16 protein-coding genes are annotated in these 14,855 nt (G+C 70.1%); 6 read left to right on the forward strand and 10 right to left on the reverse strand.

Annotation, left to right across the window (positions count from 1 at the left end; all coding sequences use genetic code 11):
• Positions 1-48: 48 nt before the first annotated feature.
• Positions 49-1,503 (reverse strand): hypothetical protein, encoded by a 1,455-nt coding sequence (locus tag ACBR40_RS07295; protein WP_371247990.1) that lies wholly within the window; start codon positions 1,501-1,503, stop codon positions 49-51.
• A gap of 421 nt (positions 1,504-1,924) precedes the next feature.
• Between ACBR40_RS07295 and ACBR40_RS07300 the strand changes: the two genes are divergently transcribed.
• Positions 1,925-3,127, forward strand: a complete 1,203-nt coding sequence (locus tag ACBR40_RS07300; RefSeq protein ID WP_371247991.1) for a sensor histidine kinase — start codon at positions 1,925-1,927, stop codon at positions 3,125-3,127.
• Positions 3,124-3,843: a response regulator gene (locus ACBR40_RS07305; protein WP_371247992.1), complete on the forward strand. Its 720-nt coding sequence runs from the start codon at positions 3,124-3,126 to the stop codon at positions 3,841-3,843. Before ACBR40_RS07300 ends, ACBR40_RS07305 begins: the two co-directional genes overlap by 4 nt.
• A 13-nt stretch (positions 3,844-3,856) precedes the next feature.
• Here ACBR40_RS07305 and ACBR40_RS07310 read toward each other — a convergent pair whose 3' ends face one another.
• The 4 genes from ACBR40_RS07310 to ACBR40_RS07325 form a co-directional block, all read right to left on the reverse strand.
• Positions 3,857-4,660 (reverse strand): hypothetical protein, encoded by an 804-nt coding sequence (locus tag ACBR40_RS07310; protein WP_371247993.1) that lies wholly within the window; start codon positions 4,658-4,660, stop codon positions 3,857-3,859.
• 384 nt (positions 4,661-5,044) lie between these two features.
• The gene (locus ACBR40_RS07315; RefSeq protein ID WP_371247994.1) at positions 5,045-5,407 is read right to left on the reverse strand and encodes a nuclear transport factor 2 family protein; all 363 of its coding nucleotides are present in this window, start codon (positions 5,405-5,407) and stop codon (positions 5,045-5,047) included.
• 164 nt (positions 5,408-5,571) lie between these two features.
• Complete coding sequence (locus ACBR40_RS07320) at positions 5,572-6,387, reverse strand: hypothetical protein (protein WP_371247995.1); 816 nt, start codon at positions 6,385-6,387, stop codon at positions 5,572-5,574.
• 439 nt (positions 6,388-6,826) lie between these two features.
• The gene (locus tag ACBR40_RS07325) at positions 6,827-8,017 is read right to left on the reverse strand and encodes a hypothetical protein (protein WP_371247996.1); all 1,191 of its coding nucleotides are present in this window, start codon (positions 8,015-8,017) and stop codon (positions 6,827-6,829) included.
• Between the two features lie 460 nt (positions 8,018-8,477).
• Between ACBR40_RS07325 and ACBR40_RS07330 the strand changes: the two genes are divergently transcribed.
• The 4 genes from ACBR40_RS07330 to ACBR40_RS07345 are packed head-to-tail and all read left to right on the forward strand — an operon-like array spanning position 8,478 to position 11,625.
• The gene (locus ACBR40_RS07330; protein ID WP_371247998.1) at positions 8,478-9,893 is read left to right on the forward strand and encodes an alpha/beta fold hydrolase; all 1,416 of its coding nucleotides are present in this window, start codon (positions 8,478-8,480) and stop codon (positions 9,891-9,893) included.
• Position 9,894: 1 nt separating this feature from the next.
• Positions 9,895-10,803, forward strand: coding sequence for a sensor histidine kinase (locus tag ACBR40_RS07335; RefSeq protein ID WP_371247999.1), 909 nt, complete (start codon positions 9,895-9,897; stop codon positions 10,801-10,803).
• Complete coding sequence (locus ACBR40_RS07340) at positions 10,709-10,972, forward strand: ATP-binding protein (RefSeq protein WP_371248000.1); 264 nt, start codon at positions 10,709-10,711, stop codon at positions 10,970-10,972. The genes ACBR40_RS07335 and ACBR40_RS07340 overlap by 95 nt, the downstream gene beginning before the upstream one ends.
• The gene (locus ACBR40_RS07345) at positions 10,969-11,625 is read left to right on the forward strand and encodes a response regulator (protein ID WP_371248001.1); all 657 of its coding nucleotides are present in this window, start codon (positions 10,969-10,971) and stop codon (positions 11,623-11,625) included. The genes ACBR40_RS07340 and ACBR40_RS07345 overlap by 4 nt, the downstream gene beginning before the upstream one ends.
• A gap of 153 nt (positions 11,626-11,778) precedes the next feature.
• Here ACBR40_RS07345 and ACBR40_RS07350 read toward each other — a convergent pair whose 3' ends face one another.
• From ACBR40_RS07350 to ACBR40_RS07370, 5 genes are read right to left on the reverse strand one after another with little or no spacing between them, the layout of a single operon-like run.
• The gene (locus ACBR40_RS07350; RefSeq protein ID WP_371248002.1) at positions 11,779-11,979 is read right to left on the reverse strand and encodes a hypothetical protein; all 201 of its coding nucleotides are present in this window, start codon (positions 11,977-11,979) and stop codon (positions 11,779-11,781) included.
• Positions 11,955-12,182, reverse strand: a complete 228-nt coding sequence (locus ACBR40_RS07355) for an aminotransferase class V-fold PLP-dependent enzyme (RefSeq protein ID WP_371248354.1) — start codon at positions 12,180-12,182, stop codon at positions 11,955-11,957. Before ACBR40_RS07355 ends, ACBR40_RS07350 begins: the two co-directional genes overlap by 25 nt.
• Before the next feature lie 32 nt (positions 12,183-12,214).
• Entirely contained in the window at positions 12,215-13,180 is a 966-nt protein-coding gene (locus tag ACBR40_RS07360; RefSeq protein ID WP_371248003.1) for an NAD(P)-dependent alcohol dehydrogenase, read from the reverse strand.
• A gap of 24 nt (positions 13,181-13,204) precedes the next feature.
• Positions 13,205-14,197: a permease prefix domain 1-containing protein gene (locus ACBR40_RS07365; protein WP_371248004.1), complete on the reverse strand. Its 993-nt coding sequence runs from the start codon at positions 14,195-14,197 to the stop codon at positions 13,205-13,207.
• The gene (locus ACBR40_RS07370) at positions 14,194-14,532 is read right to left on the reverse strand and encodes a PadR family transcriptional regulator (RefSeq protein ID WP_371248005.1); all 339 of its coding nucleotides are present in this window, start codon (positions 14,530-14,532) and stop codon (positions 14,194-14,196) included. The genes ACBR40_RS07365 and ACBR40_RS07370 overlap by 4 nt, the downstream gene beginning before the upstream one ends.
• Positions 14,533-14,855: the final 323 nt, after the last annotated feature.

The raw sequence follows: 14,855 nt of genomic DNA on the forward strand, positions 1-14,855 counted from the left end.
AGGCTGGAGGCCCTGGCCGCGGACTGCCGGACGAGGACAGGCAGCGGGTCAGCGCCCGGCCGGCGTGAGGGGCCGGGGCCCGAGTACGTGCGGATGCTCGCGGGCGAAGATCGCGGCGACAGCCGCAGCGAGCAGAGGCAGACCGACCACGACCGCCGTGATCGCCGGCCAGGGGGTCTCGAACGGCGGCCGTACCGGCTCTTCCCATGAGCCACTGATCGTCAGAGGCCACAGCAGGAACATCCCGGCGGGACATCCGACGACCGCGCCGAGGACTGTCGCGCACAGAGCGCTCAGGTCGGCGCGGGAGGCGCAGAACCACCGGAAGTTGTCGCCGGCCCGTCTCATGACGCGGGCCTGGCGCGCGTTCGCGTCCGGGCCGAAGCCGGACGTCAAGGCGCAGAAGACGGCGATGAGGAATGCCGCCGCGGCGACGGGCAGCCACCCGAGGGGAGCCTCGAAGCCCCGTTCGACGTAGATCTCCGCGACCGCGTCGTCCAGCCGGTCGTCGAGGCGCCGCTGATCCTCGGCCGTGACCCGGTAGAGGGCGGGGTCGACGATCAGCTCGCTCGGCTGGAGCTGATAGCCGAGCTCCCGGACGATTGTCGAGGGGAGGAAAATCGTCTCCATGTGAGGGTCGGAGGTTTTGGCGACAATTGCTGGGATGTTCTTGGTGTTCTCGTCGTCCTTGTCGATCTCGTAGGTGAGGGTCACCGAGTCGACTTTCACGTCGGCCGATGTGACCACCACGGCGGTGCCCTCGTCGTACGGCGTCGACCGGTCGCCCGTGAGGTAGCGCAGCAGATTCTCGTCACCGATGGCCTCGCCGTAGAATGCCTTTTCCGACGCCTCGACATTGGCCGCCTCGACACCGAAAAGCCGGGATGAGTCCACGACGGTCTCCCGCTGGGCGATCGGCACGCCGGGCAGTTCCCGCGCGATCGTCGCTCGCACGGTGGCCGCTTCCGCGGCCGAACCTGCCCGGACCGATAAAGTGCCCGGTCGTGCCGAGGGACGGTATTCGGCCTTGCTCTGCGCCGTCAGCCCGACGGCGACGACCGTCAGCGCGAGGCCGAAGGCCGTCGCCGTCATCGCCAGCGGGACCGCGAGCGCCGCGCCGGCCCGGCGGCGGCCCAGATCGCGGACCGCCAGGCGAACGGGCGGCGGCAGCCGTTCCGCGTACGGGCCGATGATCTCCACCAGCCACGGAGGCAGCGGGGCGAGACCGGCGGCAAGCAGACCCGCGCCGGCGAGGGTGAGCAGCAGAATGCCGAGGATCTCCCAGACGCCGTACCGCGAATTCTCCTGCGCCAGCCACGCGCCGAGCGCCATCAAGCAGACTCCGGAGAACGAGGTGAACAGTCCCAGGACGACGATTCTTCGGTTCGTGAGCTCGCGGCGACCGTGCGAGGCGGAGATTGATGTGCCAGAAATGCCCGCCGCCACGGCCATGAAGAAAACGCCCACGAACACGGCGACGCAGATACCAAGATCGACAGACATGGCCAAATGTTAGTGAGCCGCGCCGACGGCGTATACGCATGCGCAGAACCATTCAAGGGCGCTGTGCGCGCAGGGCGGCGGTGAGCCTCAGCCGTGCAGCCGCAAAAATCCGTTCGGCTTTGCGTCGCAGGGTGCCGGCGAGGTTGTCGGGGGTGACCGGCAGGTCCACGCGGCTGTCGGCGTGGATGCGCTCGGACAAGGCGGGCCGCGCGGGGGCCGGTGTCCTTGATGTAGCCCTGCTTGCCGTACCGACGAGCGCGGACGCCCGTCGAAGCGAGGGCGGGTGAGCGACACAGAGGTCGCCCGCTGCCGGGCATCCCGTGCGAGCCGGTGGTACGACCCGGGACGGATGCGCGGGCGGGCGCGGATGTCCGACCGTGGGCGGATGCCGCGTGATCCGGTGAGGCGATACCTTCCCCTCATGAAATGGGCTGGATGGCGGCGCGGTCGAAAGGGCGTCGCCGACGCGGCGGTGGCGGTCGCCGTGGCGCTGCTCATCAGATACGCCATCGTCGATCCGCCGGGGCCGTCGTCACCGTGGCCCGCGTGGTCGGCCTGGCTGGTGGCGGCGGTCCTGAGCTTTCCCATCGCGCTCCGGCGGCGCCGGCCGCGGGTCGTGCTCGCCGTCGCGTGCGCCGCGGGCGCGGCGGTGACCGTGGTGGGCGCCGTCGCGGCGGGCGCGATCTGGCTGACCTTCGTGCCGACCGTGCTCGTGCTGTACCTGGTGGCCACCACCGCCTCGATCGCCTGGTCGGTGGCGGGCCTGGCGATCTGCCTGGCCGCCGCGGTGACCGCGATCCTGATCTTCTACGCCCAGGTGTTCCCCGGTCTCGCGCTCGCGGCGGCGCCCAGTGAGCTGCCGATGGCCTGGCCGATCGAGATCGGTACGACCGGTGTGCTCCTGACCGTCGCGTGGGCCCTCGGAACGGCCGTGCGCTGGAAGCGGGACACGACCGCCCGGCTCGTCCGCCACCTCGCCGACGCCGCGGTGACCGACGAGCGCAGGCGCATCGCCCGGGAACTGCACGACGTCATCGGCCACAGCATGAGCCTGATCGCCGTCAAGGCCACCGTCGCCAACCACGTCGCCGATGCCCGCCCGCAGGAGGTGCGCGCCGCGCTGGCCGTCATCGAGCAGACCAGCCGCAGCACGCTCGCCGAGATCCACCGGGTGCTCGACCTGCTGCGCTCCGACGGCGATCCCCGGCAGGAGCCTGTGCCCACGCCCGGCATGGCCGACCTGCCCGAGCTGGCCGCCCACGCCCGCGCGGCCGGGGTCGAGGTGGAGCTGAGCGTCCGTGAGGAGGCCGCCTTGCCTGCCGCGGTCGCGATGTCGGTCTACCGGATCGTGCAGCAGGCCCTCACCAACGTCGTCACCCACGCGGGGCCGACTCGCTGCGCGGTCACCGTGGACGTCGACAGGCGGGAGGCGGTGATCGAGGTCGTCGACGACGGCCCCCGCCACGGCCGGCCGCCGCGCGCGGGCCACGGCGGACACGGCCTGGTCGGCATGCGCGAACGGACCAAGATGTACGGAGGCACGTTCAAGGCGGGGCCCCGTCCGGCAGGAGGTTTTCACGTGTCGGCTCGACTGCCCTACGATCAGGACGGCACCGCGGCATGAGCATCGACGACACGAGCATCGGCGCCGCACCGCACGACTCGTCCCCACCCGTCCGGGTCCTGCTCGTCGAGGACCAGGTCCTGATCCGCGACAGCCTCAAGGTCCTCATCGACGCCACACCGGGGCTGGCCGCCGTGGGCGAGGCGGGCACCGGCGCCGAGGCCGTGCTCCTGGCCCGCCGGCACCGGCCCGACGTCGTCCTGATGGACGTGCGGATGCCGGACATGGACGGCATCGAAGCGACCCGGCGCATCCACGCCGACCCCGCCTGCGCCGGGGTGCGCGTACTGATCCTCACCACGTTCGACCTGGACGAATACGTGTACGCGTCGCTGCGGGCGGGCGCGAGCGGCTTCCTGCTCAAGAGTGCCACGGCGACCGAGCTGCTGGCCGCCATCCGGGTCGTCGCCTCCGGCGAGGCGCTCCTCGCGCCCACCGTCACCCGCCGGCTCATCACCGAGTTCCTGCGCGGCCCTCAACCCACCCAGGGCGTACGGGGCCTCGAGGACGTCACCCCGCGCGAACGCGAGGTGCTCACCCTCATCGGCAAGGGGATGTCCAACGCCGAGATCGCCGAGCACCTGCACCTCACCGTCGGCACGGTCAAGACCCACATCGGCCGCCTCCTGGCCAAACTGCAGGCCCGGGACCGGGCCCAGCTCGTCATCGCCGCCTACGAGGGCGGGCTCATCGTCAATCCGGCCGGCCACCGGTGACCGGTCCGGATCGTCATCCTCTCGGGCCGAAGCCCGTCATGAGGACATGCACGCCGATGAGGACGGCGACCCAGATCCAGGCGCGCCTGGTCGGCGCGGTGCCGCCGCGCAGCAGCGAGATGCCGAGGGGGATGAAGGCGAGGCAAAGGCCGCCCACGGCGACGAACGACTGCGGTTCGGTGCCTTTGAGCGTCCCGAGCGCGAGCGCCGACATCAGGCCGAGTGCGATCGAGCGGCCCAGCCCCAGGGCGCCGGAGCGGTAGGCGCCGACGGCCAGCACGACCCAGCCGAAGAAGGCCGGCCCGGACATGGACCTGAACGGGTGCCAGACCGTGTCCCGCCAGGCCACGTAGTAGCCGTCGATGCCGGTGAGCATGGTCTGCAGGCCGAGCGCGTCGGTCAGGTGGAAGGCCAGGTGATCGGTGCCGAACTGGAAGGTACGGGTGAACAGGCCGACGATCACCAGGCAGCCGCCCCAGATTCCCCACAGCGGGCTGGTGGCGGCGATCCGCTGCGCCAGCGTCATGACCGCCGGCCACAGCAGCACGAACCCGCTGGCGAAGCAGGCGTAGGCGGCGGTGATGAGGACGGGATGCTGGGTGTAGGCGGTGAGCTGGTAAGGGACGAAGTAGTAGAACGGGGAGCGCAGGAGGGTCCCGGTCATGATCAGGCTGGGGCCGCCGATCAGCGAGATGGCGCTCACCCATCGGCCGGGAAACGGGGGCTGGCGGTCCAGGTTGGCGGCGGCGTTGGCGGCCCGTCGGTCCGCGCCGGCCTGTCGCCATCGTGTGATGCGCCCGCCCAGCTCAAGCTTCATGGATTGCCGCCCGTCCTATCCGTGTCGGTGCGCCCGGACCGGTATGTCCGGGCACACCGCAATGGTGAGGGGCGGTGCGGTGGGCACGCGTCTGGCTCGGGTCGCATCTTGGTGGGCGGGCACGAGCAGGTGGTACGACCCCGGACGGATGCGCATGTCCTACCGTGGGCAGATGCCGAATGATCCGCCGAGGCGATAGGTTCGCGTCCTGGAGGGAGCGGCGTCCCGCTTTCAGCCGCTGAAACGCAGGGGAATCACCTCGGGCCCCGTATCGGAGACCACCATGACCGCGGTGTGGCGCGGGATCTGAAACCTCACCCAGCGCTGCTCCGGGCCTCGCCGGACCATCCGGCCGGCCGGTCGTCGGACAACGTGTCGGCTATGTCAGTCGGCCGTGCCGGCGTGCACGGCGATGATTCGCCAGCCGTGCGTCTCGTCGTACAGCCAAGTACGGGTGTAGCGCATCCTGGCCGCGAACGGCGCACCGGAGACGGTCCCCTCGACGGTGCCGAGAAACCACGTCACCCCGGTGCGCCCATCGGTGAGCACGGTCAACTCCTCCTCGGCCACCTTCGTCATCACCTGCGTCCGAGTGCGGTGCAGCTCCAGGTCGTCCGCCTTGGTCGCAACGTTCGCACCGAAGGTGAAGATCAGCCGATCATCCAGCAGCCGATCCAGCGCCTCGACATCTCCGGCGAGCTGCGCGGCCTGGAGCCGGCGCTCGGCGTCCCGCAAGTCCTCCATCATGAGGTCCACCCTCCCAGCCGGCGCCGTACCCGCGCCAGGACGTTCACGCTCGGCTGATCTTCGCAGTCCGACCCGAGGACTCCGATCGTCGGCTGACCGGCCCCGTATGCCCGGCCGGACCCCGCCTGGAGGCCCGGCCGGGACCTACGCCACCGGCGGCACGCTCACCCCGGCGGGAACTGGCCGTTCTTCGCCACCGGCACACCCAGCTGCGCGGCGCCGGCGAGCGTCGCCCGCTCCGGCGGCAACGACCCCAGCACCGGGTTCAGATGCCGCAGGCTCAGCGTTACCGGCGCGATCGCCGGAGCGGCGATGTCGAACTTCTCCAGATCCACCCAGCGCACCACCTGCAGCACCTCCGGCGGAATGACGTCTCCGCCCTTCTGCATCGGCACGCACAGCTGACGGGCGTAGGTCACCCGCGCCGTCGCCGGGGGAATCTGGCCGGTCAGCACCGGGTTCAGCTGGGTGAGGTTGAGCGCCCGGTTCATCGGCTGGTTCGGGGTGATTCCGTAGCACAGCAGGTCGATGTGCTGTACCAGCCGCAGCACCTCCGCGGGCGGCACGACGCCGTTCTTCGCCACCGGCACGCACAACTGCTCCGCCCTGCCCAGCACGACCTCCGTACGGGGCAGGTCCTGCAGCACGGGGTTGAGGTGGCTGAGCACCAGCCCCTTGCCGGGCGCCGGGGTGACGACCCGGTAGCAGGCCAGGTCGACGAACCTGACGAAGTCCAGCACCCCGGGCGGCGGGATCACGTTGTTCTTGGCGACCGGCACGCACAGCTGCTCACGCGCGCCGAGGCTGACCTGCTCGACCGGCAGGCCCTCGAGCACCGGGTTGAGGTGCCGCAGCGCCAGCCCGACGGCCGGCGGCTGGTACGGGTCGGTCTTGAAGCATTCGAGGTCGAGGTACGACACGAAATCCTTCGGCGTGGGCAGCGTCAGCGCAGCGGCCGGCGGCGCGGCGACAAATGCCACGGTGAGAATTCCCAGAGCCACGGATAACGCGCGCCGGATCGTCGGCCGGACGCGCCGGAGCCCGTTCACGGGTCGGTCCACCGTTCCTCCATCGGTCGTGGTTCCTCCTGGTCACCCCTCACTTTCTGCGCACGACGGGACCTTGACAAGATTAATGACATTATTTCGCTATTTCTCGATCAACGGCGGACTATAAGTGCCGCCCATAACCGCCCCGAGAACCATCGGGGTATTTTCCGCGCATTCCCGCCGACCGATGCAGATCGCGGATGACCCGGGTCGTCAGCTCGTTGAAGATGACCATCCAGCCGTCAGGGTCCACGCTGTGGCTCGCGGCCACCGCACGATCTTCGGTTGTCTTCACAAACTCCGAATGATCACGCGGTGGCCGTCGCCATGTGACCCGAACGCTGCAAGATCGCCAAGTGTCCCTGGAGTGTTAGACGACGCGGACCTGGAACTGGTCCCCGTCGATGACGCGGGACTTGTAGTAGAAGGCGCCCAGGTCGGATCCGCCGAGGAGGTTCTCCGACAGGGGGATCATGCAGATGCTGTAACCGCCGGAGTCGTTGGGAGCGCGGACGGGCAGCCAGGTGGCACCGCAGGAGAACGAGTTCCCGTTGATGTTGAGTATGAAGATGGTGCGGCCGTAGGGCTGGGAGTAGGCGCCCTCGCGGGTGGACTTGAACGGGTACTCGTCACACGAGCCCGCAGGCATGGGGTTGGGAACGTTCTCCCGGCAGGATCGTTCGTAGTTCCTGTTCATGAGGTTCTCGTCCTGGGTCCTCGTCAGGATGCTCTTCATCTTGTAGTGGTTGATGGCGAGGCTCAGGTGGCGTGCGTACGTCGGATAGCGGTAGCTCAGCACATCGTGCACCGGGAGGACCGAGTTGTAGACGCAGCCCGAGGGGTAACCAGTCAGCACGTTGTCGCAGCGGTGCACGGCCGGCGTGGTGATCGAGGCGTTCGACGACGTGTTCACCCAGGCCGCGTTGTAGAACCAGTACCTGATGCCGCCGTGCGCCTGCCACGAGGAGCCGCTCAGCGGGGTCTGGAAGTACGTGGTGGCCGAGTGGGTGCGGCCGGGCAGCGCCGATCCGCCGACGAGTCCGCTGCTGGACACGGTGCAGTTGGCCAGGCACTGCGGCTCGGCGTAGACCAACGTGTCGAGCACCGGCGGGATCGCCGGTCCTGCGACGGTGTTGGCCTGGTAGTGCCACGACTGGGTCCACCTCAGCGAGGCGTAGTCGAGGGTCGTCAGGCTGGAGACGGTGTACTGGATCGAGCCGATGACGACCCCGTTGGGCACCGTGAAGATCAGCAGGATGCCGTCCTCGATGACGCAGTTGGCCGACCGGCTGATGGTTGCCTGGCCGCCGCAGATGTCGGCGGCGAGCTGGGCATCGGCCCCCTTGGAGGACTTCGAGGTGCTGGCGTCGCCGGGCTTTCTCGTCTGCTTGCGGATGCAGGTGGCGTTGCCGGTCTTGCCGTCCCCGGCGAGCGCCGCCGCCTCCTGCGTGAGGTCGGTGCCGCACTCCTTCGTGAGGGTGGGCTTCGGGGTGGGCGGCTGGTCCGGCTCCGCCGCCGTCGTCGCCGAGGCGGTGGGGGCGAACGAGGTGGGGACGAACACGGATAACAGGATCAGCGCGCCACTTGCGATCCCCGCTTTCCATCTGACCACGGGATTCTCCCTGCGTAAAAAGGATCTGTTGGACGAAGGAGAACTCCGGCCTCTGGACAGGCTCTGGACGTTCGCTGAACACCCGTGGCGGTGCTGGTCGTCCACGTGCTCGGCCGCCTCCGGGTGTGGCACGATGATCGCGAGGTCGACGCCGGCCACCCGCCGCCGCCTGATGCTCGGAGTCCTGGCGCTCAACGCCGGACGGCTCACCACTCGCAGGGAGCTTGTGCACGGCGGCGACACGCCATCCCTGAGTGGTGACAATCGTCCAGCTCAGAGGTTGCACGACAAGCTAAGAGGGTCCGGCACCGCACCTCAGCTCTCCGCAAGGTGGATCGCAGCGCGCACGCGTAAGGATCTATCGAAAGGTGGACGACCGGCGGCAGTCCTCTCGGCAAAGCTGAGGGCCATGAAGAAGACGATCATTGCCGTGCTCGGCGCAATGCTGCTCCCCGTAGCATCGGCGACGCCCGCAGTGGCGGATACCGGGCTGTCCTGGCAGGACTGCGGCGACGGCCTGCAATGTAGCCGGATCACCGTGCCCGCCGACTGGGCCGCTCCCAAGGGCGAGCAGATCACGCTGGGGCTCGCCAAGCTGCCCGCCAGGGACCCGGCGGCCAGGAAGGGGACGCTTGTCCTCAACATGGGTGGCCCCGCGCAGCAGATTTCGGTCCTGCGCGTGGCGAAGACGGCCTTCGCCGACCTGACTCGATGGTTCGACGTGGTGGTCTTCGATCCGCGCGGATTCGAGGCGAGCACCGGGGTGCGCTGTCCAGACCCGGCGCCGTGGGCCGCGAACGCGGAGTGGGTGTTCCCCGACCGCGCCACCTATGCCCGGTACACGGAGCAGAACCGTCGCTTCGGCCTCGGCTGCGCCGCGGCCGCCGGCCCGCTCGCGGGCAACCTGGATTCCGGTCAAGGGGCCCACGACCTGGAGGCCGTCCGGGTGGCGCTGGGCGAACAGAAGCTCAACTATTACGGCAATTCCTACGGCACCGTCCTCGGCGTGGCCTACGCCGAGAAGTTCCCCTCCCACGTCGGACGCATGTACCTGGACAGCCCGATCGACCACACCAACCGATCGTGGACCGCATGGCTTCTGCCCAGAGCGAAGGTCAAGGAAGACAACCTGCACCGCTTCGCCGAGTGGTGCGCCACCGATCAGAGCTGCGCGCTCCACGGCCGCGATGCGCTCAAGGTGTGGGACGAGGTCATGGACCGCGCCGCCAAGCAGCCGATCCCCGCACCCGGTGCCGGTGCCGGAGCAGCGGCCAGTGCGACCCTGATCGCCTCCTGCGCGACTGTCACGTTCGACGAGACCTGGCCCGAACTGGCCACGTCCCTGGCCGAAGCGTACGCGGGCGACGCCACCCGGTTCGCCAAGCCGTTCACCGGAGCGGCCGATCCAGGTTTCAGCAGGATCGCGAACTGCGCCGATTTCCCGTACCCGACCGCATACGGCGAGGTCAAGGCTCTGGAAAAGCGGCTGAGGCACGCCGCGCCGCGCATCGGCTGGACCGTGGCCTGGCCGCCGGCCAACCTCTGTACCGGACTCCCGCAGAAGGCGTCCTTCCCGCCCCATCCGGTTCACCCCCGCGGCCTGCCTCCGGTCCTGGTCGCCGCCGGCCTGTACGACGACGTGGCGCCGCCCGCGTCCGCCCGCCGGATCACCGCACAACTTGACGGCGCCCGCTATCTGGGGGCCAAAGGTGGGCACGCGCTCTACCTGGCAGGCAATCCCTGCGTCCGCGATCACGTTCACCGATACCTGACCACCGGGCAACTCCCGCCCGCGGGCACGACCTGTGATCCGGCATCATCGTGACATGCCCTGGTTGAGGGAGGTTCTGCTCGTCGCCGGCGCCGCGACCGCCGCGGCGCTGCTGACGGCACTGGAAGGGCCGGTCCGGGCCGACGTCCTGCTTCTGATCGTCTTCAGCGTCGGCGTCAGCCTCCCTCTGCTCGTCCGGCGGGTGCTGCCGTTGGCTGCCGCGGTGACGTCCGCGGTGATCGCGCTGGTCGGGATGGCGCAGCTGCACCGGTGGGAGGGGATGCTGGTCACGATGGCTCTGTTCTGCGCGGCCGTCTACCACCGGCCGCGGCGTCCGGGCCTGGTGCTGGCGGTCTCCTCGTGCTGGGTTCTCGGCACCTTCGCGGTGCTGGGGGGCGAGGGCGTACCGGAGCCGACCAGCATAGCGATCATGAGCGTCGCGCCCGTGGCCACCGGCTACGCGCTGCGGCTGCACCGGGATCGGGCCGACCAGTCGCTGCGATTGCAGCGGGCCGAGGCGGAGCGCGTCCTGGCCGAGGAGCGTACCTGGCTGGCCAGGAACGTGCACGACAGCGTCGGCCACCACCTGACCGCGATCCGGCTGCAGGCCGCGGCGGGTCGGCGGGCGCCCGACGACGCGCACGCGAAGCAGCACTTGCAGACGATCTCGGACCTGTCGCAGTCGGCGCTCACCGAGGTACGTGGACTGCTGCGGACGCTCGACGAGCACCCGGCCGCCATCCAGCCCGGCATCGCCGACCTGGAGCGGCTGGCCGGACGGCTCACCTGCGCGGATCGGACGATCACCATATGCCGCTCCGGGAGGGGGGGACGCGCTGCCGCCGGCCGTCGATCACACTGCCTACCGGGTGGTCCAGGAGGCGCTGACGAACGCCGTACGGCATGCGGACGCGACCGAGGTCACCGTCCACCTGCGGCAGGACGACCGCGGTCTGCGCCTTGAGGTCCTCGACAACGGCGCCCCGGCCCCTGCGCCCCAGGCCGAGGGGCGGGGCATCCGCGGCATGCGCGAACGGGTGCGCCTGCTCGACGGCGCCCTGTCGGTGGGACCGGTCGAAACGGGCGGCTGGCGGGTCCGCGCCGACCTGCCCAGGGAAGGGAACGTGTGGTGACGATCCGGGTGCTGGTCGCCGACGATCAGGAGGCGGCGCGGGAGGCGCTGCGGCTCATCCTCGACGGCGAACCCGACATCGACGTGATCGCGACGGCCGCCGACGGCGCCGAGGCGGTGCGCCAGGCGCTGTTGCGTCGGCCGGACGTGGTGGTGATGGATCTGCGGATGCCGGGCATGGACGGCATCGCCGCCATCGGCCGCCTCGCCGCCGCGGAATCCGCCCCCCGCATGCTTGCCTTGACCACGTTCGACCTCGACGAGTACTTGTTCGGCGCGCTGCGCGCAGGAGCCGCCGGTTTCCTGCTGAAGGACAGTGACCCCGACGTGCTCGTCGCGGCGGTCCGCGAGCTGCACCAGGGCAGGGGATTGATCGACCCGCAGGTCACCGGCCGCCTGATCAGCCGCTTCGCCGCGCTGTCCCCGAGCCCCGCCACCCCCGAACTCGACCTGCTGACCCCGCGCGAACACCACGTGCTACGCCTCCTGGCCCGAGGACTGAGCAACGGCGAGATCGCCGCCGCGTGCACCATCGAGGAGGGTACGGTCAAAACCCACGTCAACCGGATTCTCACCAAACTCGGCCTCCGGACCCGCGTGCACGCAGCGATCTACGCATACGAACACGGGATCGTCACCCGCGATGCACCTTGACCGTCCGCCGGTCTCGGGCCCATGTCACATCGGCCCTGTGGAGGTGGTCATGCCGGTCGTCCCCGGCCGCCTCTCCTCACGGTGGCCCTGCCGGCGAGCGGCCACGCGCCGGCGGGGGGCTTCTCCATACCGCCCCTCACCCGCGCAAGGTCATCACGCACCTTCGGGAGGTCGGCGGCGCGGCCGGCCTCCCTTGCGCGCCCGGCGCTCTGCCAGCTCCGCCTCAGCCGCTTCAAGGTCGGCGATCTCGTCGGGGGTGCCGTGCTCTCGAATGTCGGCGCGGATGTGATCGAGCAGACGAGCGGAGCGATCAGTGCCGAGGCGGGCCGTCACCTGCTTGTAGGCATCCCACATGCGGCGGTCAGCAGGTCCACGCCGAGCGCCTCGACGTCCACCGTGATCTTGCCGACGGCCTGGACGGCGTCGCAGCGCAGCAGCGCCCCGTGCTCGTGCGCCAGGGCCGCGAGGTCGGAGAGCGGCTGCGGGGCGCCGGTCTCGTTGTCGGGCCCGGCCTGCGCCCGCCCCTCGGCCGACCGCGATCTCGTACTTTCGTCCAGGCCCCGGGCCCTGGGCGCCCGGCCTCCTCGTCCTACGCCAGAAGGACGATCTTGCCGCGGGCGTGCTCCCGCTCCAGGAGCCGGAGGGCGTCGGCGGTCTCGCTGAGCGGATACGTACGTTCGATCACCGGTGTCACCTTGCCGTCGGAGACGAAGCCGGCGAGCGTCCGCAGGTCCTCGGCGTTGCTCCGGGAGGTCAGGACGCGGAGCCGCTGCCGGACGAACGGCGTCTGCGCGACCGTGGCCAGCAGCCGGGGAATGGGCCCGAGCACCGGCCCGCCCGCGCTGTTGGAGGCGATGTAGATGCCGCTGGGGGCGAGGAGCCGGCGCAGCGCCGAGATCGGGTGGTTGCCGACCATGTCGATCAGGACGTCGAAGCGGCGTGTATCCCGGGTGAAATCCTCGCGGGTGTAGTCGATCACGTGGTCGGCGCCGAGCGAGCGAACCATCTCGGCGTTGCGGGTGCTGCACACGCCGGTGACCTCGGCGCCGAGCGCCTTGGCGAGCTGCACGGTGAACGTGCCGACCCCGCCGGAGGCGCCGTTGACCAGCACCGTCGTGCCGGGGCGCGCGGCGCCGAGCCGCAGCGCCTGCAAGGCTGTGACCCCGGCCACGGGTAAGGTGGCCGCCTGCTCGAACGTCACCTGCTCCGGCTTCCTGGCCAGGCGTTTCGCCGGGATCGCGACGTATTCGGCGAAGCCGCACTGGGCCGCCTCGCCGAAGACCTCGTCGCCGACCTGGAGGTCCTTGACGTCCGGGCCGATCTCCGCCACCGTGCCCGCGACGGCGCGTCCCAGGACGGTGGCCTTCGGCCGCCGCACCCCGAACACCAGGCGCAGCAGGAGCGGCGTGCCGCGCAGGGTGAGCAGGTCGGCGTGGTTGAGCGCGGCGGCACGCACCCGGACCAGCACCTCACCCGCGGCCGGGGCGGGACGGTCGACGTCGGCGTGACGCACGACGTCGGGCGAGCCGTACTCCTGATAGACGATTGCTTTCATGCCGGTCTCCTGATTCGTGTGGGTTCAGCGACGCGTGGCTCGGGCGAGGCCGTCGATGACGGCGAAGACGATCGTGAGGGCGGACACGACGATGAGCGCGGTGTTGATCCAGGTGGTCGCGCTCTGCGGCCAGGCGGCGGCCTGGGTGAAGCCGGGGTTGAGCACCCGGTCACCGGCGGCGAGCCAGAGCAGCGCGATCGGGCAGGCGATCTCGACCAGTGTCCCGGCCACGGCGAGCGGAACGCTCCACCGGGCGTAGTGCTTGGCGTAGGCGACGGCGAGGTTCAGGGCCACCAGGGCGATGAACGCGTACACGAAGCCGGTCTGCCACAGCCACGGCGAGAACACGCCGATGGGGGCGCCGTGCGCGTCGGTCTCGGTGCTGATCACCGGGGAGAGCAGGATGAGGGTGGTGAACAGCACCATCGCCACGGTGTAGGTGATCAGCTCGCCGTAGCGGGCGCGGCGGGTGGGCGGCTCGGGGAGCGCGTCGGGCGTCCAGCGCCTGGCGGGCGTGCGGCGTCCCGCGGCGCGTTCGATGGCCGCGAACAGCAGCGTGGTCCAGCAGACCAGGTGCGCGGCGGTGGTGAGCGCCGCACCGAGGGTGTCGCCGATCAGGTCGAGCGCGCCCGCCCCGCGCAGTCCCTGCACGAGCCCCACCGCCACGGCCACGGCGGGCACGATGGTCACGAGCAGGGCGGTCAGTAACCGCGTGTAGTCGAGGTAGAACGCGGGACCGATGAGCTGGAGCGGACGGTCCGCGTAACCGGCCGCCAGCCGCGCCGGGTCGCCGAGCTCGGTGAGCACCGCGAACTCGGCCTCGGCCCGATCGGCGCCGGCCTCCACCCGATCGTCGACGGCGTCGGCGATGGAGGCCCGCAGCTCGCGCTCGATGTCGATGTCGGACCGCTGGTCCTCGGATCGCCGGCTCCCGCTTCGCCGGCTTCCGGGCAGGTGGCGCAGGACCGCCGCGACATAGCGGTCGGTGAGCGTGTTGGTGGTGGCGGTAGTGGTCATGACGCGCCTTTCAGGGAGCGGAGTACGGTGTCGAGTTCGTCCCAGTCGCGACTGAGCGCGGCGGCGAGCGCGGCGCCCCTGTCGCTGGTGCGGTAGAACTTGCGCGGCCGGGATTCCTCGGTGTTCCAGTAGCTGGTCACCAGACCCTGTTTCTCCAGGCGGCGCAGGAGGGGGTAGAGGGTGTTGGCGTCGACGGCGAGGCCCGCCCGGGTGAGGCGGTCGAGCAGGGCGTAGCCGTAATCGGGGCGGTCGAGCATGAGCAGGCAGGCCAGGACGACGGTGCCCCGCCGCAGCTCCTGGAGATGGGTGGCAAGCAGCTCATCGTCATCGTGCACATGCCACACGATACTGTGCGGCACACACTATTGCAATGAGCACGGTATAAGGTTGAACCATTCAGGGTGGCGCGACAGGGCTCGACAGGGCGCATCACTTCGAGGCCCTGGCCATATTCGCGGGAAATCCGGCGTAGCCTCTGAGCGCCTGGCATGCGGGCCATGGAGGGCGTCGGGATCGTGGCGGGAGAGCGCCGCGTCGAGCGAGCCCGGCTCAATTTTGGCTGTACTGACTGATAGTGATCTATGATGCGCACAGCGTGAAGGGTTGTGGCGCAGGCCACTCGTCGGCGTCGCGCTGCATGTTCGCGGCGCCCCAGAAC

This window comes from Nonomuraea sp. AD125B (genome assembly GCF_041402765.1).
Lineage (GTDB): Bacteria > Actinomycetota > Actinomycetes > Streptosporangiales > Streptosporangiaceae > Nonomuraea > Nonomuraea bangladeshensis.